The 22,125-nt window shown below is 24.7% G+C and carries 23 protein-coding genes; 16 read left to right on the top strand and 7 right to left on the bottom strand.

Going from position 1 to position 22,125, the window contains the following annotated elements:
* Positions 1-320 precede the first annotated feature (320 nt).
* The 4 genes from HMPREF1092_RS05040 to HMPREF1092_RS05055 all read left to right on the top strand — a co-directional run bounded on the left by HMPREF1092_RS05040 (position 321) and on the right by HMPREF1092_RS05055 (position 4,323).
* Positions 321-581 (top strand): stage V sporulation protein S, encoded by a 261-nt coding sequence (locus tag HMPREF1092_RS05040; protein WP_002597546.1) that lies wholly within the window; start codon positions 321-323, stop codon positions 579-581.
* A 134-nt stretch (positions 582-715) separates the two neighbouring features.
* Positions 716-976, top strand: a complete 261-nt coding sequence (locus HMPREF1092_RS05045) for an HPr family phosphocarrier protein (RefSeq protein ID WP_002597547.1) — start codon at positions 716-718, stop codon at positions 974-976.
* A 182-nt stretch (positions 977-1,158) separates the two neighbouring features.
* Positions 1,159-2,589 carry an adenylosuccinate lyase gene (purB, locus tag HMPREF1092_RS05050; protein WP_002597548.1) on the top strand — a complete coding sequence of 477 codons (1,431 nt, stop codon included), beginning with the start codon at positions 1,159-1,161 and terminating at the stop codon, positions 2,587-2,589.
* A 225-nt stretch (positions 2,590-2,814) separates the two neighbouring features.
* Positions 2,815-4,323, top strand: coding sequence for a cobyric acid synthase (locus HMPREF1092_RS05055; protein ID WP_002597549.1), 1,509 nt, complete (start codon positions 2,815-2,817; stop codon positions 4,321-4,323).
* Positions 4,324-4,425: 102 nt separating this feature from the next.
* Here HMPREF1092_RS05055 and HMPREF1092_RS05060 read toward each other — a convergent pair whose 3' ends face one another.
* Complete coding sequence (locus HMPREF1092_RS05060; RefSeq protein ID WP_002597550.1) at positions 4,426-4,800, bottom strand: hypothetical protein; 375 nt, start codon at positions 4,798-4,800, stop codon at positions 4,426-4,428.
* Between the two features lie 264 nt (positions 4,801-5,064).
* Here HMPREF1092_RS05060 and HMPREF1092_RS05065 point away from each other — a divergent pair, with 264 nt between their 5' ends.
* The 3 genes from HMPREF1092_RS05065 to HMPREF1092_RS05075 are packed head-to-tail and all read left to right on the top strand — an operon-like array spanning position 5,065 to position 8,238.
* The gene (locus HMPREF1092_RS05065) at positions 5,065-5,679 is read left to right on the top strand and encodes a DedA family protein (protein ID WP_002597551.1); all 615 of its coding nucleotides are present in this window, start codon (positions 5,065-5,067) and stop codon (positions 5,677-5,679) included.
* 46 nt (positions 5,680-5,725) lie between these two features.
* Entirely contained in the window at positions 5,726-6,025 is a 300-nt protein-coding gene (locus tag HMPREF1092_RS05070; RefSeq protein WP_002597552.1) for an ATP-dependent Clp protease adaptor ClpS, read from the top strand.
* Positions 6,022-8,238, top strand: coding sequence for an AAA family ATPase (locus HMPREF1092_RS05075; protein WP_002597553.1), 2,217 nt, complete (start codon positions 6,022-6,024; stop codon positions 8,236-8,238). Before HMPREF1092_RS05070 ends, HMPREF1092_RS05075 begins: the two co-directional genes overlap by 4 nt.
* 38 nt (positions 8,239-8,276) lie before the next feature.
* Here HMPREF1092_RS05075 and HMPREF1092_RS05080 read toward each other — a convergent pair whose 3' ends face one another.
* Positions 8,277-8,516: a hypothetical protein gene (locus tag HMPREF1092_RS05080; protein ID WP_002597554.1), complete on the bottom strand. Its 240-nt coding sequence runs from the start codon at positions 8,514-8,516 to the stop codon at positions 8,277-8,279.
* 196 nt (positions 8,517-8,712) lie between these two features.
* Between HMPREF1092_RS05080 and HMPREF1092_RS05085 the strand changes: the two genes are divergently transcribed.
* From HMPREF1092_RS05085 to HMPREF1092_RS05095, 4 genes are all read left to right on the top strand, one after another.
* The gene (locus HMPREF1092_RS05085) at positions 8,713-9,528 is read left to right on the top strand and encodes a pyridoxamine kinase (protein ID WP_002597555.1); all 816 of its coding nucleotides are present in this window, start codon (positions 8,713-8,715) and stop codon (positions 9,526-9,528) included.
* Between the two features lie 92 nt (positions 9,529-9,620).
* Positions 9,621-9,743: a hypothetical protein gene (locus HMPREF1092_RS17640; protein WP_002597556.1), complete on the top strand. Its 123-nt coding sequence runs from the start codon at positions 9,621-9,623 to the stop codon at positions 9,741-9,743.
* 116 nt (positions 9,744-9,859) lie between these two features.
* A complete protein-coding gene (locus tag HMPREF1092_RS05090) occupies positions 9,860-10,384 on the top strand; it encodes a hypothetical protein (protein ID WP_002597557.1) in 525 nt (174 codons plus the stop codon).
* 86 nt (positions 10,385-10,470) lie between these two features.
* Positions 10,471-11,511, top strand: a complete 1,041-nt coding sequence (locus tag HMPREF1092_RS05095; protein ID WP_002597558.1) for a DUF6398 domain-containing protein — start codon at positions 10,471-10,473, stop codon at positions 11,509-11,511.
* A 40-nt stretch (positions 11,512-11,551) separates the two neighbouring features.
* On the opposite strand, the gene HMPREF1092_RS05100 is transcribed toward HMPREF1092_RS05095, so the two are convergent.
* The 4 genes from HMPREF1092_RS05100 to HMPREF1092_RS05115 all read right to left on the bottom strand — a co-directional run bounded on the left by HMPREF1092_RS05100 (position 11,552) and on the right by HMPREF1092_RS05115 (position 15,848).
* On the bottom strand, positions 11,552-12,505 hold the full coding sequence (locus tag HMPREF1092_RS05100; RefSeq protein ID WP_002597559.1) for an ABC transporter substrate-binding protein: 954 nt from the start codon (positions 12,503-12,505) through the stop codon (positions 11,552-11,554).
* A 2-nt stretch (positions 12,506-12,507) separates the two neighbouring features.
* Entirely contained in the window at positions 12,508-13,224 is a 717-nt protein-coding gene (locus HMPREF1092_RS05105) for an ABC transporter ATP-binding protein (protein WP_002597560.1), read from the bottom strand.
* Positions 13,211-13,972, bottom strand: a complete 762-nt coding sequence (locus HMPREF1092_RS05110) for an ABC transporter permease (RefSeq protein WP_002597561.1) — start codon at positions 13,970-13,972, stop codon at positions 13,211-13,213. The genes HMPREF1092_RS05105 and HMPREF1092_RS05110 overlap by 14 nt, the downstream gene beginning before the upstream one ends.
* A 181-nt stretch (positions 13,973-14,153) precedes the next feature.
* Entirely contained in the window at positions 14,154-15,848 is a 1,695-nt protein-coding gene (locus HMPREF1092_RS05115; RefSeq protein ID WP_002597562.1) for an MFS transporter, read from the bottom strand.
* A 259-nt stretch (positions 15,849-16,107) separates the two neighbouring features.
* Here HMPREF1092_RS05115 and HMPREF1092_RS05120 point away from each other — a divergent pair, with 259 nt between their 5' ends.
* Entirely contained in the window at positions 16,108-17,502 is a 1,395-nt protein-coding gene (locus tag HMPREF1092_RS05120; protein ID WP_002597563.1) for a TcaA NTF2-like domain-containing protein, read from the top strand.
* A 39-nt stretch (positions 17,503-17,541) separates the two neighbouring features.
* On the opposite strand, the gene HMPREF1092_RS05125 is transcribed toward HMPREF1092_RS05120, so the two are convergent.
* Complete coding sequence (locus HMPREF1092_RS05125; RefSeq protein WP_002597564.1) at positions 17,542-17,979, bottom strand: hypothetical protein; 438 nt, start codon at positions 17,977-17,979, stop codon at positions 17,542-17,544.
* 94 nt (positions 17,980-18,073) lie between these two features.
* On the opposite strand from HMPREF1092_RS05125, the gene HMPREF1092_RS05130 reads away from it, so the two are divergent.
* The 4 genes from HMPREF1092_RS05130 (at position 18,074) to HMPREF1092_RS05145 (ending at position 22,023) form a co-directional block, all read left to right on the top strand.
* A complete protein-coding gene (locus HMPREF1092_RS05130) occupies positions 18,074-19,189 on the top strand; it encodes a serine/threonine-protein kinase (protein ID WP_002597565.1) in 1,116 nt (371 codons plus the stop codon).
* 262 nt (positions 19,190-19,451) lie between these two features.
* Entirely contained in the window at positions 19,452-19,811 is a 360-nt protein-coding gene (locus tag HMPREF1092_RS05135; protein ID WP_002597566.1) for a hypothetical protein, read from the top strand.
* 20 nt (positions 19,812-19,831) lie between these two features.
* The gene (locus HMPREF1092_RS05140) at positions 19,832-20,341 is read left to right on the top strand and encodes a DUF4352 domain-containing protein (protein WP_002597567.1); all 510 of its coding nucleotides are present in this window, start codon (positions 19,832-19,834) and stop codon (positions 20,339-20,341) included.
* Between the two features lie 122 nt (positions 20,342-20,463).
* Complete coding sequence (locus HMPREF1092_RS05145; protein ID WP_002597568.1) at positions 20,464-22,023, top strand: DUF4145 domain-containing protein; 1,560 nt, start codon at positions 20,464-20,466, stop codon at positions 22,021-22,023.
* Positions 22,024-22,125 lie beyond the last annotated feature (102 nt).

The following is a 22,125-nucleotide window of genomic DNA, read 5'->3' on the forward strand; positions in this document are numbered from 1 at the left end:
GAAAAGTTTAATTAAAAATAAGAAGCAATAATAAAATTAAATTTGAATTTACGTTGATTAATATTTCTATTTAAAGAGAGATATGTATAGATAAATATGATAATTATAAGTTGAAAACTGTAAATAATATACTTACAGTTGAATGAAAGGGTGTATTATATTAAAATAAAAATAAAAATTAGAATAATATAGAAAAAATAATTCAAAAAATTGTAGAAAAATAAAGGAATTTATAATTTAATGTAGAATATATATAATATGCCATTAGATGGTTATAAAAATAATTGTAAACGATTTGTAAAACTAGGGAGGAAGACAGAATGGAAGTATTAAAGGTATCAACAAAATCAAGTCCAAATTCAGTAGCAGGAGCTTTAGCAGCTATAATAAAGGAAAAAAATTCTGTAGAAATACAGGCGGTGGGAGCTGGAGCAATAAACCAAGCAATTAAGGCAATTGCTATTGCAAGAGGATTTGTAGCGCCAACAGGTAAAGATATAATTTGTATACCTGCTTTCACAGATATAGAAATTGATGGAGAAGAAAGAACTGCAATTAAATTAATTGTACAACCTAGATAAGAGTTCCAATAGTGGAAAAGGTATCGATATAATGTAATAAAATATATTATGAATGGTTGAAATTATAATTAAAAAAGTTTATAATGAAGAAGTTAATAGAGATTAACGAATAATAAGTAAAGAGGTGTATTTGCATGGTATCTAAAGAGGTTTTAGTAAAAAATGCTACTGGTTTACATGCTAGACCAGCAACGTTATTAGTTAAAAAGGCTTCATCTTTTAAATCAGATGTAAGCATAGAGTTCAATGGTAAAAAAGCTAACGTTAAAAGCTTAATTGGAGTTTTATCATTAGCAGTTACTGCAAATTCAACTGTAACTGTTATGGCTTCAGGAGATGACGAAGCTTTAGCTGTTGAAGAAATAGCAAAATTAATAGAAACTTTAGAAGACTAATTAAAAGGACTCCAATGGGAGTCTTTTTTAATGTATATAAATAAATTAAAGATTAAAACTAATAATATAATATAAAATAATAATGAATGAGTTTTTCAAAAAGAGTGAAAAAAATAGAAAAGTATGTTATAATACGAATGAAAATATAAAAAGTAAAAAATATATTCGTATGGAGGTATAGAATGAGAAATATTTATAATACACCACTTAACACAAGATATGCATTAAAGGAAATGAGCTACATATTTTCTGATGACATGAAATTCTCAACATGGAGAAAGCTTTGGGTGGCTTTAGCAGAAGGAGAAAAAGAACTTGGGTTAAATATAACTGAAGAGCAGTTAGATGAGCTAAGAGCGAATATAAATAATATAAATTATGATGAAGCAATAAAAAAAGAAAAAGAAGTAAGACATGATGTAATGAGTCATGTTTATGCATATGGACTTCAATGTCCTAAAGCTAAAGGAATAATACATTTAGGCGCTACAAGTTGTTATGTAGGAGATAATACTGATGTAATTATTTTAAGAGATGCTTTAGAATTAGTTAGAGATAAAATTGTTACAGTTTTAGATAGATTAAGCCGTTTTGCTATGGAGTATAAAGGAATGCCTACTTTAGGATTTACACATTTCCAACCTGCACAATTAACAACTGTAGGAAAAAGAGCTACTCTTTGGATGCAAGATTTAGTTATGGATATAGAAAATATAGAATTTGTATTATCTACTTTAAAATTAAGAGGAGTAAAAGGAACTACAGGAACTCAAGCTAGCTTTATGAATCTTTTTGAAGGTGATGAGGAAAAAGTTAAAGAGTTAGATAGAATTGTTGCTAAAAAAATGGGATTTGAAAAAAGTTATGGAGTAACAGGGCAAACTTATCCAAGAAAGCTTGATTCAATAGTTTTAAATACATTATCAGAAGTTGCACAAAGTGCATATAAATTTAGTAATGACTTAAGACTTTTACAAAGTATGAAGGAAATGGAAGAGCCTTTTGAAAAGCATCAAATAGGTTCATCTGCTATGGCATATAAGAGAAATCCAATGAGAAGTGAAAGAATGGGTGCTCTAGCTAGATATGTTATCGTGGATTCTTTAAACCCAGCTATAACAGCTTCAACACAATGGTTTGAAAGAACATTAGATGATTCTGCTAATAAGAGAATATCAGTAGCAGAAGCCTTCTTAGCATTAGATGGTGTGTTAAATCTTTATATAAATATTTCTGAAAACATGGTAGTTTATGATAAAGTAATAAGAGCTCATGTAAATAATGAACTTCCATTTATGGCTACTGAGAATATAATGATGGAATCAGTAAAAAGAGGTGGAGATAGACAAGAACTTCATGAAAGAATAAGAATTCATTCAATGGAAGCAGCTAAGAGAGTTAAAGGTGAAGGTCTTGATAATGATTTAATTAAGAGAATAATCGCTGATGATTCATTTAAATTAACTGAAAAAGAAATTTTAGATATAATAGATCCAAAATTATTTACAGGAAGAGCAGAAAGTCAAGTTGTTGAGTTTATAGATGAATATGTAAATCCAATAATAAATAAACATAAAGAAGCAGTAGAAATAAAAAGTGAAATAAATGTATAAGAAAAAACTCCCTATTTAAGGGAGTTTTTAATTTATAAAAATATTATATATTCTTAAGATTATTAATTATATTTCTAAACATATAAAAAATTATGTAAACCTAAAATAAAGGTTTAATAATATAATATAAATTAAATTCACAAATAAAATTTATTTTATAAACTTCAATAAGAAAGAAATAGATGATAAAATAAAGTATAACATATTACTTTGGAGATGATAGATTTGAAAGATAAAATTGCGATATTAGGGACTAAAGATGGGGTTGGAAAAACTTTAATTAGTTTATGCATAGGAAAATATTTAAAAAACAATAATATAGATGTACAAGCCTTTAAAGGGTTAGAAGTTAGTAAAAATGAGTATTCAATAAATAAAGATTTGAAAATAGGATATAATGAAAAATTAAAAAGTGATTGCTTTGGAAATGAAGTAACGGTTGATAATAATCCAATATTTATACATAAAAATAAAGAAAATAAAACTAAAGTTTATGTAAATGGTAAAAGTTATGCAAAAACAGAAGAGTTTAATTATAAAGAGTTAAGAGCTGATTTTGAGGAGTTTATGTATAATTCTTTTAATAATTTAAAAGAAAAAAAAGATTTTATAATAATAGAAGGTTCTGGGGAATGTTTAGAATATGTAGAGAGAGAAGAGGAATTTTTAAATTTTAAATTTTGTAAAAATGTTCAATCAGATATTATATTAATAAGTGATTTTGAGGATAATAATTCTTTTGCTAATATATACGGAAATCTTTCACTTATAACAAAAGAAGATAAAAAAAGAATAAAAGGAATAATAGTAAATAAATATAATGGTGATTTAGAGTATTTAAAAAAAGGATTATCTAAATTAGAAAAAAGAATAAAAGTACCTTTTTTAGGAGTAATGCCAGAGATAAATACAAATATTTTAACGGAAGAAGAATATGGTAAAAACTATAGATTTGATAAAAAGAGAGACTTAATAATAGGTGTAGTAAAACTACCATTTTTATCACATATATCAGATTTTTATTCATTTGAAGATGAAAAAGAAGTAAAAATGTTACTTATAGAAAAGCCAAATCAAGTTGATATAGCTGATTTTATAATTATTCCTGGTAGTAAAAATATAATTAAAGATTTAGAGTTTTTAAAAGAAAGCGGTTTATATGAAAAGATAATAAATGCTTCTGAGAATGGCAAGACTATAATGGGAATCTGTGGTGGATTTCAAATGTTAGGTGAAGAGATAGAAGACCTTTATAGCATAGAAAATAAAGGAGCTAAATTTAAGGGGTTAAATCTTATTCCTCTAAAAACAACTTATACATTTGTAAATAAAACTACTATAGCAAAAGGAAACATATGTAATATGGATAATATTCTTAAGCCTTTATCAGATTCTAAAATTTATGGATATGAAGTTATAAATGGAGATAGTGATATGCTCGAAGGAGCAGAAGCTTTTATGGTAGATAAATTAAACAATGTAATAGGTCTTTCTAATAAAGAAGGAAATGTATTTGGAACATTTATGCATGGTGTTTTTGAAAGTAAAGAATTTAGAAGAGGGCTTTTAAAAATATTAAAAGAAAGACACGGTGTAGTAACAAGTAATAAAAATTTAGAAGAACAATCATTTAAAGAATATAAGGAAAAAAGATTTGATGAGTTCTATAAAATTTTTAGTGAAAATATTGATTTAGATAAGTTAGGAAAAATATTAAAAGGGGAAAATATGTAAATATTTTCCAGGAAATAATTTTATAAAAGGCTGTATAATGTTTAAATAATTCTATTAAGAAGTATAAAAAAATAGAATTAAAAACTATACAGCCTAATTTTTTTATAAAGAAATTAGAGTATTGTGGAAGTTATTTGAAATACCTAACCATTCTCTAAATTCTAATAATTCTTTGTTTGGAATTCCGTTTAAATTATCTAAAGCATTCTCTACTTTTTCTATGTGGTCTAATATTATTTGGTAGTTATTATATACTTTATCTTTTCCTAGTACATGATCTTTTAGAATATCAAGATAAACAAAAACAACTAGAATATCTTCTGAAAAAAATTCTTTTTTAACATTAAATCCTAAATTCTCAATAGATTCATGTATTAATGTGTTTAGGTTTTCATTGTTTTCTGAAAGACGTTCTAATATTTTTCTTTCAATAACATTGCTGTTATTTTTTATTCTTTTTAATTTAGTAAGTCCCATAAATAATACACCCCTTTAAGTTAATCTATAAATTTTCATAAGTTATACTTCTTAATAATAATATTCGAGTAAATAACCTGTTTTCCTTCATAAAAATGGAAAAAATTCAAAAATGTTATATATATAAAATAGAGCTTTAAATATAGAGAATATTTATTATAAAGTTAAAAATATAGCTTATAAAATATTAAACTGTAAACAAAAGAATAATTATATAAAATTTGAATATCTATAAATATAAAAATTAAAGTTAGGAGTAGTATTTTGTTTGATGAAGTATTAAGAGGATTAATATACTTTTTTGGAAACTTTGGAGTATTAGGAATATTTATTATAGTTACATTAGAATATTCTGCTTTTCCTATATCAAGTGAACTTTTGTTACCATTTATAGGTATAATGATGTATAGTAGATTCTTTACGTATTGGGAGGTTATATTTTTTAGTATATTAGGTGGACTACTAGGATCTACAATAGGTTATTGTATAGGGCATTATGGAAGAGGAAAAATATTAGCTTTATCAAATAAAAAATATATAGGAGTAAAAGGGATAATATTAGAAATTGATAAATGGTTCTATAAATATGGAAAAATAGCAGTAGTCATATGTAGAGTGTTACCAATGACAAGAAATTTTATATCAATATGGGCAGGACTTCAAAAAATGAAATTTTCTATTTATATATCATATTCTTTTCTTGGAATAACAATTTGGAATACAACTCTTATATTAATAGGATATTTTTTAGGAGAAGATATAAATTCAATAGAATCAGCTTTAATTAAATGTACGATTTTAGCTTATTTTTCTTTAATTATAACGATTTTGTATTTTTATATTATAAGAAAGATAAAATTAAAAGGAAAGATGAGTTAATAAAGATATAGTATAATAGAGTATATACTATTTTGGAGGTCTTTAAATGGAAGGAAAAATACAGGAAATAGAAAAAATAAAATTAAAAAAACCTAAGAAATATAATGCTATAATGTTTAATGATGATTTTACAACAATGGAATTTGTTGTATTTGTTTTAGTAGATATATTTAAAAAGTCTGAATTAGAAGCTAATAAAATAATGTTAGATGTTCATAATAAGGGAAGAGGAATTGCAGGAACATATAGTTATGATATAGCAATGACTAAAGTTAATATGGCTTTAGAACTTGCTAAAAAAGAAGATTTCCCATTTAAAATGACAGTAGAAGAGGTTAGGATATGAATTTAGATAGAATTGTTAATGATATAATTTTAGAAGCTTTTTTAAAAGGAAAGGAAAATAAATATGAATATATTACTCCTGAAATGCTTCTTTTAGTTATATTAGAAACTGAAAAAATAAAAGAGTTTTTAATAGAAAAAGAAATAAATATAGAAGAAATGATAAATGAAATTTATGAGGAAATTAAAGAAAATGCAACTTTTGTTCAGTCAGAAGAAGAAAGTCCAAAAGAAAGTTATCAATTTAATATGTTAATTTCTTATGCTGCATCTATGGCATTAGGAAGTGGATGTGACAGTATAGGGCTTGAGCATATTATAAGTGCATTTTATAATCTTCAAGAATCATTTGCTAAGTATATTTTAGAGAAAAATGAAATTAAAAAGAGAGATATTCTTATGTTTCTTATAGAAAATAATAAAGAAGATATAGAATTTATAGAAAATGTAGAAGAGGAAGAAGAAGATTACCAAACTAAGAAGTCTAAAAAGAGAAATATAGATAAATTTTCTATAGAACTTACGAGTAAATCAAAAGAAGGAAAATTAGATCCTGTTATAGGTAGAGACGAAGAAATTAAAAGAACAATACAAATTCTTTTAAGAAGAAATAAAAATAATCCAATACATATAGGAGAAGCAGGTGTTGGGAAAACATCTATAGTTAGAGGTCTAGCTAATTTAATAGTAAAAGGAGATGTTCCAGAAAAATTATTAAACTCAAAGATATTTTCTCTTGACATAGGTGGTATGATAGCAGGTGCTAAATATAGAGGAGATTTTGAAGAGAGAATAAAAAGTGTTTTAAAAGATATAGAAAAATATGAAAATCCAATAGTTTATATAGATGAAATTCATACTATTGTAGGAGCAGGTGCATTAGGAAATAATTCTTTAGATGCGTCTAATATATTTAAACCTTATCTTCAAGAAGGAAATATAAGATTTATAGGCTCTACTACTTTTGATGAGTATAAAAAATATTTTGATAAAGATAAAGCACTTCAAAGAAGATTCCAAACAATTGAAATAAAAGAACCTTCAGAAGAGGAAACTTTTAATATATTAAAAGGATTAAAAGAAAAATTTGAATCTTATCATAATGTAAAGTATACAGATGAAGCTTTAAGAGAAGCTATAAATCTTACAAATAAATTTATAAATGATAGATTTCTTCCTGATAAAGCAATAGATATTATTGATGAAGCTGGAGCTTTATCTCAAATGAAGGAAGAGATAGGAACTATAACTAAAAGAGAAATAGAAGATACAGTTTCTAAAATAGTACAAATTCCTAAAGAAGTAGTAGAAAAAGATGAGCTTACAAGAGTTAGAGGTTTAAAAGATGCTCTAAAAAATAAGATTTATGGTCAAGATGAAGCTATAGAAAATTTAGTTAAATCTATAAATATGTCTAAAGCAGGACTTAAAGATCATAATAAACCTGTTGCATCACTTTTATTTGTTGGTCAAACAGGAGTAGGTAAAACAGAAATAGCTAAAGTTTTAAGTGAAGAAATGAATTTAAAACTTTTAAGATTTGATATGAGTGAGTATGGAGAAAAACATTCAGCAGCTAAACTTATAGGAACACCACCAGGATATGTTGGATATGAAGAAGGTGGATTATTAACAGATGCAATCTTTAAAAATCCTAATTCTGTTCTTTTATTAGATGAAATAGAAAAAGCACATAATGATGTATTTGATACACTTCTTCAAGTTATGGATTATGCAAGTCTTACAGATAATAAAGGAAAGCGTGTAAGCTTTAGAAATGTAATTATAATAATGACATCAAATGCAGGAGCAAGAGATATAGGAAAACCTTTAGTAGGATTTTTAGAGCGTGAAATTAAAAGTGAAAGTGTATTTGAAGAAGTTAAACGAGTATTTTCTCCTGAATTTAGAAATAGATTAGATGAAATAATAAAATTTAATAGTATAAATGAAGAAGTAGGAAAACTTATTTGTATAAAAGAATTAAATAAACTAGAAGAAAAAGTAAAGAATAAAAATATTAATCTAATAATGTGCAAAGATAGTCTTATTGAAGGAATATTAGAAAAAGCTAAAATACAAGAATTTGGTGGAAGAGATATAGTAAAAGTTATAGATAGAGAAATAAAACCAAAATTAGCTGAAAAAATACTTTTCTCAAAAGAAAATAAAAATATAAGTTTATATTATAAAGATGATTTTATAATAGAATAAAAAATAAACTCTTAGAAAATTTCTAAGAGTTTATTTTTTTAGTAGTTTTCACCGCATGAAGCGATATTTTCTTTTTTGTCTGAGCTACATGGTGTAACTGCATATGTAATACCACAATGAGGACAATCTTGAACTAATTGTGTCATTTTAAATTCTTTTCCACATGTACATTCTATTGTATGTTCAACCTTTGTTGGCATAGCCTCAAAGCCTTTGCTTCTTACTAAATCACATATTTTTTTTCCATCACCATTTGTGCTTCCGCATCCACAAGCCATAAAATTACCTCCAATATAAAGTTATATATTTATTATATAACTTGTATTCATTTTTTATTGTTTTCTTAATTATAATATAATTTTTATCTTAAAACTGTAACAGATGATACAGAAAATGTATCGATACCTTTGATTTTTTTATTTGTTATGTTAATATTCTATGTATCAATTAATAAAATTAAATATTGGGGGAAATATGAATAAAAATATAGTACTTATAAATGATATATCAGGGGTTGGAAAATGTTCACTTATGGCATCTATTCCTATATTCTCATATTTTGAAATTCAGCCACATCCAATAGTTACGGCTATTCTTTCAAATCAAACAGAATTTGAAAATTTTTCTTTTTTCGATTTTACACCACATATAAAAGAATATATAAATATTTGGGAAATGGAAAATAGAAAATTTAATTGTATTTATAGTGGATTTTTGGGTTCATTAAATCAAATAAATATAGTAAAAGATTTTGTAAAAAAACATGAAGAATCTATTATAGTAATAGATCCTGTTATGGGGGATAATGGGAAAATATACTCTACATATACAAATGAAATGTGTAATGAAATAAAAGAATTAATAAAACATGCTAATATAATAACTCCTAATTTAACAGAAGCTAAAATTTTAACTAATAGACCTTTAGATTTAGATATAAATTATGATGAAGGAATAAAGATTTTAAATGAACTTTCTGATATGGGTCCTGATATAGTCCTTCTTACTGGAGTTAAAGAAAATGGAATTATAAAAAATTTATGTTATAAAAAATCAAGTAACGAGTACTTTCAAGCTAGTGGAAAATATTATAACTATTCATTTAGTGGCACAGGAGATATATTTACATCTATTTTTATAAGTTTAATATTAAATGGAATAGAAATTGGTGAAGCATTAAAAAAGGCCACAGATGTTGTTATAAAAGGAATAGAAGAAAGTATAAAGGAAGAGTTTGATACTAGAGAAGGTATAAAATTTGAAAAAGTTTTAAAAAGTATAAATATATAATATTAGTAGAAATTTTAGAAAGATTTACAACGAATAAAAGCTTGTCACATGTACAAACTAATAGTAACAAATCTGAAAGGAGTGATTAAGTTATGTCAAAGAAAATAGCTTATAGTGGAACTGAAAAACAAAAAGCAAAAATGGATAGTAACAAAAAGAAGTATAACAATCAAAATACATATTTAGAACATGCTGAAAATATTAGAAAAGGTTAAAGTTTTAAAAGGTCTTATATCTATTTTAGGTTTAAGGCCTTTTTTATTTTATATATTACAATTATTAAAGCATATAAATACTTAAATCTTAATATAAATTGATTGAGGTGATTTATGTGTTAGAAGATTATAAAGTTTATTTAACTAAAAAAAATATAATTCTTTTAGGAATTATATTAATATGTATGATATTAATATTGTATATTTCTCTTAATATGATTTTTCCAACAAAAGAATTAACTTCTTTAGAAAAAGGTAAAGCAAAAAGTGTTATAGAGAACTTTATAAAAGACTTTAATAAAAAAAAGGAAATGAAAATAGAAAAATATATGGTTAAAGGATGGAAGCCAGAAGATGTTAAAAATTTATTTATTGGATATGATGATTTAGAAAATTTAACTATAGAGAATATAAAAAATGATACTTATAGCCAATATTGTGAAAAGTATGAAAAAAATAAAAAACTTAAAGGCGAAGAAGGAAAATATACTTCATTTACAGTTGATTTAAATTATAATTATAAGGATAAAGGAAAATATAAAGATGAGAGTAAAAAAATAGTATTTTTAATGGAAAAAAATAGCGATGGATGGAGAATAATAACATTAGGAACTCAAGGAGTAATTGATTCGTTAATTTAGATAGTGAAAAATTTTAGAATTTACGGTATAATATTTTAATGTGGTTTAATTGAAAAATTAAACGAATAAAACATTAGGAGGATTACATGGTTAAGGATTTAAACATACCTGTAGAATTAGAATCAAGAGTAAAAGAAATTACCGATATGTTATTAGAGTTTGGAACAAAAGTTTTAGATGATTCATATAATGAGAAATTTTTAAAATTAACTGAAGCTTCTGCAAACTGTGAAGACTTAGCGTTAAATAGAGGAAAAACTGGGACATGGGCTGCTGGTATAGCTCATTCAATATTCTTTATAAATGATACTCTATCAAAAAGAGGAATACACATGGATGAACTAGCTGACTTCTTTAGTGTTTCAGAAAGTACAATTGGAACGAAGTCACGTGAAATAAGAAAAGCTCTTTCAATTCAAAAAGATTCAGAAGAGTGGAAAATTTCAGATAAAAATAGTAATTTCTTAAAGAAAGATAATTCTTCAGAAGAAAAAATAGAAGTTGTTGAAAAATTCAATAAAGCTTTAGAAAACGAAAATATAGAAGAAGCTGCAAAAGAAATTGAAGAATGCTTAAATATGCTTAAAAATAATTTAGGTGAAGAATATTTTAAAGAAAATAATGGTAATATTGGAGTATCTGCAGAAGGAGATTTCTTCTTATCAGTACAAGCAACTCTTTCAGCTTATGCTTTTGCATTAGGAGATTTTAATAAGAGCTTTAACCTTGAAAAAGAACTTTTAGAATTTAATGAAGCAGATACTAAAAATGTTAGACATTCTCTTGTTTTTAGAGCATTACTTGTTAAAGAATATGCTTATGTAAAAGAATTATTTGAAAGATTTAAAGATGATGATTCAGTATTCTTTAAATATGCAAGAGTTCTATATTTATTAGCACTTGGAGATAGACAAGGTGCTAGAAAATGGCTTAAAAAAGCTATAAAACATAATTTTAAAGTTATTGAATGTCTTTATGGTGGAGCAAAAGCTTGTGATGGAGAAATACTTTATTATGAAAAAGGAAGTATAGAAGAGGCAACTCTTTGTATGGAATTCAGTCTTCCACTTTGGACAAATCAAAAAACAGCTGGATGGATATTAAACGCAGTTAAAAAGATAAAATAATATAAAAAAGCTTTGATTAAAAATCAAAGCTTTTTTTATTTTAATTATGATATATTAAACTTGGTATATCAATTTTATTTGTTTGCATTCCACTGTTAATTAAGAAATCTTGAGTTTTTTCTAAAGCAGTTATATCAGATTGTGTTATAGTAGGATTAAAGTTATACCAAGAATACATTTTTTCTGTTTGAGCTTTAGTAAGACCTACAACTTTAGAAGTTTGTTCAAGAGCTTTATCAGTATTTTGATTTATATAATCAATAGCTTGTTTTTGAACTTTTAAAAAGTCATTTACTAAATCAGGATGTGCTTTAGCAAAGTTTTCATTAACAGCAGTAACAATAAGACCACTTATAAGTCCTTTACCATCACAAATTACATGAGCACCACTTTCTTCAGCTTTTAAAGCAGCAGGACCAGCTAAAAGAGCAGCCTTAATACTTCCATTATCTAAAGCAGCCATAGCTTCAGGAATTCCCATGTTAATATAATCAACATCTTTTAAATTCATATCATTTTTCTTAAGAGCAGCTACAAGAAGTTGATTTAAAATAGTTCCTTTAGGACCACCAATCTTAAGTCCTTTTAAATCCTTAACAGATTTTATAGATTTATCTTTAGTTACTATAACAAATCCTTGAGGAGCTCTGCTATAAACACTAAGTATTTTTAAATTTACTCCATTAGAAGCTGCTAAAATTGCAGAAGTTCCACCAACAGCGTTAAGGAAATCAAGATTTCCAGAAGCTAGTGCAGCTGTTTGTTCTGAACCAGAAGTTATATCATAATATTTAACCTTAATTCCTTTTTTAGCATATTCTTTAGTGAACATTTGCTCATTTTTTTCAACAATTGAAGGAACATTAAGAGGAGCAGTAACATAAGTTAGGGAAACCTCTTTAACTTGTTCTTTTTTATTATAGCTATATATACAGAAGCCAGCTATTATTATAATTATTAATATAATAATACCTATTATTTTTCCTTTTTTCATTTTTAAGTCTCCTTTAAACAATTTAAAATTTTTATTTTTAATTCTACAAAATATTCAGATGATAAATTTCTATTAAAATCTTTTTCTATTGAAAAACTTTCAATAGAATTATCATTTTTCATAATTATTATTTTAGTAGCAATAGATAAAGCTTCTTCTATGTTATGAGTGACAAAAATTATTCCAATATTAGTTTTTTTAAAGATATTTATTACTTCTTTTTGTAAATCAATTCTAGTGAAATAATCAAGTGCTGCAAAAGGCTCGTCCATAATTAGAATATTTGGATTAAAAGCTAAAGATCTTCCAATTGAAACTCTGTGAGCCATACCTCCAGATAATTCATAAGGCATAGAATTTTCAATATTATCTAATTTTAAAAGAGTTAATATGTTTTTTATATCTTTATCTTCTTGTGAATGGATTAAAATATTTTCTTTTACAGAAAGCCAAGGCATAAGTCTACTTTCTTGAAATACCATTCCTACTTTAGGTTTAAAATTTTCATTAGATATGTATTTAATTGAACCAGAATCAAAAGGTTCTAAGTCAGAGATACATCTAATTAAAGTGGTTTTCCCACATCCACTTTTTCCTAAAATAACAGTTATATTAGATAAGTCTATTTCAAGATTCAAATTTTTAAAAACATTTATATTTTTATTTTTAGAATTAAATGACTTATTCAAATTTTCTATTTTAATTTTATTTGAACTCATAAGTATTTCCTCCAAATTTCTTAGTTAATTTTTTAGAAATTATCTTAAATAAAAAATCTGTTATTATTCCAAGTAATCCTATAACAATTATTCCAACGATTACTTCAGAGCTTCTAGAAAGAGCTTTAGCATTTAATATTAAATATCCAAGACCAGAAGAAGAAGCAATCATTTCAGCTCCAATTATTGCTCTAAAAGAATATCCAAGACCAAGCCTTAAGCCAACTAAAATATTTGAAATAGAACTAGGAAATATTATTTTTCGCAATAAATCCTCTTTAGATAATTTAAAAGCCAAACCAACTTCAATAAGTTTTTTATCACAGTTTTTAATTCCATCTAAAGTATTTAGGAATATTGGGAAAAATGAAGCTAATATTATTACTATTATTTTAGATGTTTCTCCAATACCAAACCAAAGTATAAGCATAGGAATAAGCGCAAGTGGAGGAGTATTTCTTAAAAACTCAAACAGAGTTTTAAAATAATCATATAGTTTAGGTTTAACACCAAACAAAACTCCAAGTGGAATGGCTAATAGAGCACTTAAAAAGAATCCTAAAAATACTCTAAAAAGACTTATTCCAACATCACTAGCTAAACTACCATTTTTACATAAATCTAAAAATGATTTAAAAACCATTTTAGGTGAGGGAAGTATGTAACTACTAAAAAGGTTTAACTTACAAACAATAAACCATAAAATAATTATTAAAAATATTATGTAGAAACCTTTTATTTTTTTCAAAATAAAATTCCTCTTTTCTATAAAAATATTATGAATTTAAGTAGTATTTATTAATTATTACTATAAAAAGTATACAATAGTGAAAGCTATAATTAGTTAACAAAGTTAGGTAATTATGTGAATAAACTATAAAATTTTATAATAAAAAAGCTCTTACAATTTTATTTGTAAGAGCTTTTTATTATTTTGATATTTCTTTTTTCTTATTAGGTAAGAATAATGCTACTATTAATGCTATAACTGCAATTAAACAAAGAGTTAAGAACATTTTTTCAAAGCCACTATTCATTGTTTTTTGATATATATTTTCAATAGTAATACGTAATCCATCTAATTGATGTATATAATTTTCTTTCATACTAGCTAATATATTAGTTCTTTGATGTAATGGAACTCCTCTAAGTCCTTCTGATAATTGAGGAGCCATTTTATTAAATTGTTCTGATACAAAGTTCTTTACTAAAGAGAATATTGTAGTAACATTTGCATTTTGGAATGAGTTAACCATAGATGATCCAGATACACCAGATGATATAGCATGTGTTAACCCGTGAGTTTTAGGAAGAACTGCCATAAGTTTTCCAGAAACATCAGCCCCAGCAGCAGAAATAAATCCTACTAAAAGATTTGGTGAAAGTGCTACACCAAGAGATCTTATTAAAGAAAGAGTTGATTGAGCAGAACCAATCTCTTCTTTAGGAACTGAAGTTTGAATAACATAATTTAATGGAGTTCCCATAGTAAATCCTATTCCAAGTCCCATAAAAGCTAATCCAATAACAAGTGGAATTACACTTAAAGTAGATGTTACAATTAAAGCTAAAGTAAGAGTACCAATAATAGTAAAGATAAATCCAGTAACAAGTATAAATTTAGCAGAAAATTTATCTATAAGTTTTCCACCAAAAGGAGCAGCAAAACCAGAGAATACAGCCATAAGAGTTACGAAGTATCCTCCTGATCCAAGTTTTAATTTTAATACATTACTACAGAATTGAGGTAAAAATACAACAATCATAAGTCCTGCACCAACTAAAAATGCAATTATAAATACTGATAGCATTTCACGTCTTTTAAAATATTTTAAATTTATAACTGGATCTTCAGCACGGCTTTCAACAAATATAAGTATTGGAAGTAAAATAATTGCAATTACTAAATAAGGGAAGCATTTTACTGATTTAAAGCTAGTCCATAAATGTACAAAATTTAAGTTTGTTATAAATAACATAAGAGAGACTATAAATAATCCTGAAACAATACTTCCATATATATCTAAAGCTTTTTTAGTAGTTTCAAATTTATCAACTTTAATTGTTATTAAAGAAATAAGAACAACTATACAAATTGGTATATTTATAAAAAATAATAGATGCCAATTGTTTCCGCCAAAAGTATCAAGAATAAATGAACCAAGTGAAGGTCCTATAAGTGTAGCAATACCATTAATACCTCCAACCATTCCAAGAGCAGCTCCACGCTTTTCTGGTGGAAAACTCATTCCAACAAAAGCTGTTGCAACTGGCATAACACCACCAGCTCCAATTGCTTCAATAGCTCTAGCTATTAAAAGGAAAGAGAAGCTATTATAAAAGTTTGATATTCCACATAAAAGTGAACCTATTCCAAATAATAAAATACTAAATGTAAACATAGTTTTTAAGCCATGTCTATCTGCAAGTTTACCTATAATAGGCATAGATACTGCATATATAAGAGAATATAAAGTTATAATCCATATACTAGCATCAGCAGATATATGTAATGTATTACCCATTATTGTACGAGCAGGTGAAATAATTGCTGTGTCTAATGAACCCATAAAAATTCCTAATAAAAACATAACTAATAAAATTTTAGATGCTTTTTTACTCATTAATATTTCCTCCTTTGTTCTATATAATTTTTTTATATAAATACTTATTTATGATTATTACAATTAAACTATAAACTATCAAGTAGCGTTATAGTCAATATAGCTTTTATATTGTTATTAAAATATTAATAAAATAGATTTTATTAGTTAGTTATGTAAATAATAAAAAACTAGTAGAAAATAGTAATATATGATGATATAATCTAAATGCAAAATATGAATAAAGTATTAATAAATATGGGTTGTAGGGGGAGAACATATGAGATTTTGTAAAAAGTGTGGAGCAGAGCTTAAGGGTGATGAAAAGTTCTGTAAAGGTTGCGGAGAGCCTTTAAATATAGAAAATGGGAATAGTAATATAAAATCTAATTTAGGAGATGAAAATAAAAAAGATAAAAATTCAAAGGTTAAATTAGATAAATCTTTTGTAAAAAATAAGCCATTAAGTAAAAAAGTTATAGGTGCAATAGCAGGAGTTTTATTATTATTTTTAGTTTGTGGATTTACATTGTTTAAAACTGATTCTCCAGAAAAAGTAGTTGAAAAATTTTATAATGGAATATCAGAAGAAAATGTTAAAGATTTAAAAAAGATTTTATCAGCAGAAGATGAAAATTTAGAATTAAATGATGATAATATAAAAATTCTTATAGATAGTTATAAAAATAATTTAGCAGATTTAAATTTAACTATAGAAGAGTTAAATTCACAGGCTGTAAAAATAAAATTTAATCCAATTGATTTTGGAAGTAGTATATATAATGAAGTAAATTTAGTTAAAAAGAAAAGTGGTTTAAGAGAAAAATATTATATAAATATAAGTTCTAGATATATTACATTTGATGAAAAGTTAGATGGAGCTGATTATATTATTAAGTATAATGGAGAAACTATTGAAACTAAAACAGATTCTGATAAAATAGGACCTTTAGTACCAGGAAGTTATGAAATAGAAGGTAAATTAAAAAATGATTATGTAGATTTAGATGATTTAAAAAGTGTAGATCTTTGTTATGGTGAAAAAGTAAAAGAAGTAAGTCTTTTTGAAAATATTAATAAAACAACTATAAAGTGTAATGAAAAAGAAGCAATACTTATAATTGATGGAGTTAAGACAAATAAAAAAATGAAAGATATAGATACTATAGTAGGTCTTGAAAATGGAACAGTAGTACAAGCAGTTATAGAAAAAGACGGAAAAATTAGAACTAGTAATAAAGAGAGAGTATATAACTCAAGAGAAATAAATTTAGAAGTAGAGCAAGAGAAAGGAATAGATTATAATGAGTATTCAAAGGAAGTTCCAAAAGTAATACAAGAATATTTAAATAATTTTGCAAATGCAGTTAATTATAATGATTTTAGTTATGTAGAAGATTATTTATATCCTGGAAGTCAAATTTATAAAGAACAAGTAAAAAATATTAAGGGAATTTATGATTCAGAAATATCAGAGCAATATGTTACAAGCTATATAAAGAGTAATAAATTTGATGATAGTAAAAAGGAATGGACAGTTATAGTAGATGAAACTTATGATATAACTAAAGATGGAAAAACAAATAGAAAAAGTTTTACAAATGAATACAAATTAAAAGTTAATGAGGAAGAAGAAGAAGTTCAATTAACAGAAATAAAAGTAAATGTAGGATAAAAATAAAAGCTATCTAAAGAAAAAACTTTAGATAGCTTTTTATTCTTTACAAAGTGTTTGTTGTCCTTTTTCATAAAGTAAATAATCTAATTGCAAAAGTGTATATCCTTTAGAAATACAAAAAATAATTATAGAGTCTCTAGTTATTTTAGGATAAAGCAATCCATTATTAGTTAGTTTTAAAACTCTATTTGTTTCATCTAAATTTAATTTTGCAGCTAAACAAAGTTTTAGAGCATTATCTCTATCAGGAATTTTATCTCCTCTTAGAACTTCATAGCAATAAGATCTGCTCATATTAGAATCATTTATTAAGATACTTTTTTTTATATTTTTTTCTTTACATATATTATTAAAGTATTCACTAAATGTAATGGTATCTAAAATATCTTTATTTGAATCTAAAAATTTATCTAAATCAGTATCTTTTTTTAATGAAGTTAATAAACTTTCTAAATCAGAAGTTTTAGTAGACATTAAATAGAACACATCCTTTTATATGAAACTTTTATTATTAACTAATATTATGATATAATTTTATAGTTACAAAATCAAGAAAAGGGGATAAAAAATGGAGGATTTGTTAAAAGAATATGAGCTGAGCTTATATGAAGATATAAAAACAATATCTGAAGGCAAAGTTTATTTAGTTAGCAATTCAAAAAGTCAACAAATTTATATAAAGAAGATATTAAAAAAAGAATGTTTAGATGTATATAAAAGGCTAAAAGGATTAAAAAATAAAAATAGAGCAGAAATAATAGATTATTTTATAATTGGAGAAAATTTAATAGTAATAGAAGAGTTTGTACATGGAAAAACTTTAGAAAAAATATTAGAAGAAAATTATATAGATGAAGATTATGCAATAGATATTTGTATTTCAATTTGTGATGGTTTATATGATTTGCATAGAATGGACAAGCCTCTAATTCACAGAGATATAAAACCAAGTAATGTAATGATAAGTAGTGATGGTATAGTTAAGCTTATAGATTTTGATGTATCTAGAGTATTAAAAGATGAATGTGAGCATGATACTGTTATATTAGGAACAAAAGAATATGCATCACCAGAGCAATTTGGTTTTGCGCAAACTGATGGAAGAAGTGATATTTATAGTATTGGAGTTCTTTTAAATTTTATTTTAGTGAAAGATTTTCCTAAAAATAAAATAGTAGAGGGAAAATTAAGAGAAATAATTTTAAAAGCGACTCAAATTGATAGATTAAATAGATATCAAAATTTAGACCAATTTAAAGATGCATTAAATAAAGCAAAGACTAGAGAAAAAATTAAAGTTTTTAAAGATAAAAAAATTATAGATAATAAAAAAATAAAAAATATAAATATAAAAAAGATAAATAATTTTATTCATATAAAGCCAAAATGGTTTTTTAAATATATTGTTGGGTATAGAAGTGGAAATATAATTTTTATGATTCTGGCTAGCTTATGGTATTTTACAGCCTTTTTTGGATATTCACAATTTTTTTATACGAAGCTTTTAGAAGATTTAATTTTGGCAACTTATATGATTATTTTGCCAGAAATTATAATTGGAAGTGGATTTACACTAAATAAATATATTCCTCTTGTAAATAGTGAAATATTATATAAGAAAGTAATTGGAAGAGTAATATATTTTAGTGTAATTACTCTAATAGCAGGAGTTTTAATGCAATAAATAAGAAATTTAAAAAAGCTATATATTTTTATAAAGAAAAACATCTTTGATTAAGATTTAATCAAGGATGTTTTTTTATTATGAGATTAGAGATTTATTAGTTTTTAGATGATTTAAAAGTTATATAGAATAAAATAAATTTTAAAATGAATAAAAATTAAAATTTTTTAGTATTGTACGCTTTAAGCGTACCAAAAAAAATTGTGGGATTTATATAATTAGTATTGTCAGAGGAAATTAAAAAAATAAGGAGAGAAAAATTATGAAAAAAAGTAAGGCAGCAATTATAGCAGGAGTTTTAGGAATATTATACACAATTTATTTAATGGCTCATTTTGGGGGAGCTATTGTTAATACAACAAGTGATGCAGAAGCTTTAGGAGGCGCAATTGCATCAGCGTTAGTTATGCCACAAATGATATTGGTATTATTGGCAAGTATATTTACTTTAGTTGGAGCATTTATAAATAAGGCAGGTTTTGTTCTTACAGGAGCAATACTTTTCTGTGTTGGAGCAGCAGTATTTTTCCTATATGCAATATTTATAGTACCAATGATAGTTTTATCATTTATAGGATATTCAAAAGTGAAAAAAATAAAAGCGACTAATAGTCAAATATAAAAATAAGGGGGACTTTATAAATGAAAAAAAGATGGTGGGCAATTTTAGTTTTAACAATGAGTTTGGGATTAGTAGGATGTGGAGGAGAAACGAATAGTACTACTGAAAACAATAAAAAACAAGAGGTTTCACAAGAAGCAAAGGAATATAAAGTGGGGGATACTGTTGATATAAAAGGGATGAAATTAAAGGTTGAAGAGGTTAAAAAGTCAAATGGAACAGAATTTGATAAACCTAAAGATGGAAATGAGTTTATAATAGTTAAAGTAGCTATAAATAATGATAAAGATAAAGAAATTTCATATAATCCATTAGATTATTCACTTAAAAATAGCCAAGGACAAATAACAGATCAATCTTTTACAACTGTTGATTCAAAAACAAGTTTAAATAGTGGGAAATTATCTCCAGGAGGAAAAGTGTCAGGGACAATTTCTTTTGAAGCTCCAAAAGGAGATAAAGATTTAACTTTATTATATAAAGACAATATGTTTAGTGATAAGGTTCAAGCAGAAATAAAATTAAATTAATTAAAATAACCAAATTAATCAAGAGACTATTTTAAAAATTTAGGTTTTTAAAATAGTCTTTTTTAATTATTTTATAAAGCTTGATGATATAATTAATATAAAAGATAACAGAGGTGGAACTTATGGAAAAAAGCTTAAACTTTGAGATAGTTAAAAATACGAATTTAGAAAAATTCTATGGCTATTTAAAAAATGATGAGATAGTTTTTAATGATAAAAGAAATAATAGTATAATTTTTATAGATTGTAGAAAAATTTTAGAATACTTCATAAAAGAAATGATTTTTTCAAAGAGTGGAATTTCAGCTTATGAAGAGGCAGGAAATAGAAGTTTAAAAGGAAATATAAATTATATAAAAGAGATGATTCCTAAAACTATGTTTTCGAAGCTTGAATATATAAGATTTGCAGGAAATAAATATGCTCATGAAGTAGATTCAAGTTTTGATGTTTTAAATTGTCTTAAATATACCTATGAGTTTATAGTTTGGTATTTAAAAAATATAGAAAAAAAATTACCTATGACTTTTAATGAAGAATTTAAAGTTCCAAATAATATAATTGAAAATACTGAAATAAAAAAAGAAGATTATTCTTTTAATGAAGAAGAGCTTAAAAAAGAAATATTAGAAATGAAGGAAAAACTAAAAATATCAAAAAAAGAAAGAGAAGAAGAAATAAAAGAATTAGAAAAGGAATTAAAGGTATATAAAGATAAAGTAAGTTATCTAGAAGAACAAGGAAAAAATGATAAAGAAAAAATGATAGCTTTAAAGAAAATGAATGCAGATCCACTTATAACTTTAATTGAAGAAACTATAGATAATAATAAAGAAATATTTGGCGTAGATGATGATGTAGCATCAGTTGTAAAAGCAGAAGAAATTTTAAATGGAGTACGAGAAAATTTAAATTATCTTGGAGAAATGTTTAAAATAATGAATGATACTGATAAGCTATATGAAATGGCAAATGTAGAAAAAATAAATAATGAATATAAATTTTTAAACAAAAGCTTTAGAAAATTAGATTTAGATGATTTAATTTTAACAAATATAATTACAGAAGATATAAAAAATAAAAATTATAAATTAATAAAGAAAAATAGTATATTTTTATCTATGTGGTTAAATGGAGAAAAGAAAAAATGCGAAAAATTTACTAGAGAAGATTTAATAAATAAAATAGAAGATAACCTTCGTTTTATAGTTGGAAGTAAAAAGAAAGGATTATCTATTATAGAATTATCAGTAAATATGTTGCATAAAAAAATATTTAAAGATGTTAAAGAAGATGGAGTATATTTAATTGATATTTTTAATATTTATATGGATGAAGCATTTAGTATATTAAAAAATAAATTTAGAAAATCAGGTAGTATAAAAAAAGTAATATTATTTACAAAAATAATGGGTAGTATATCAAGTGAAGACACAATAGTTATATTAAATACTATGAAGAAGCACTGTAACAGAGAGGATATAGGAGCGGATTCTTTATCTACATTAGATATTGAAACTTTAGGAGAGTTATTAAAAGGGACAAGGGATTTAAGAGAATATACAGCAATAAGTAGACTTATTTTAAATTTATTAGATGGATTTGGTTATAAAAAGGAAAAAAGATTTAAAATAATACTTAAGAATTTAAAAGAAAAAGGATTTTTTAAAAGCCTAATATAATAAAAAAGTATGATAAAAAAATTTTTATCATACTTTTTTTATATTACGCTCTAAGCGTACCAAATTAAAAAAATTTATATTTAAAATTAAAATAAAAGAATA

The sequence above is a fragment of the Clostridium thermobutyricum genome, from assembly GCF_000371465.1.
Taxonomy (GTDB): domain Bacteria; phylum Bacillota; class Clostridia; order Clostridiales; family Clostridiaceae; genus Clostridium; species Clostridium thermobutyricum.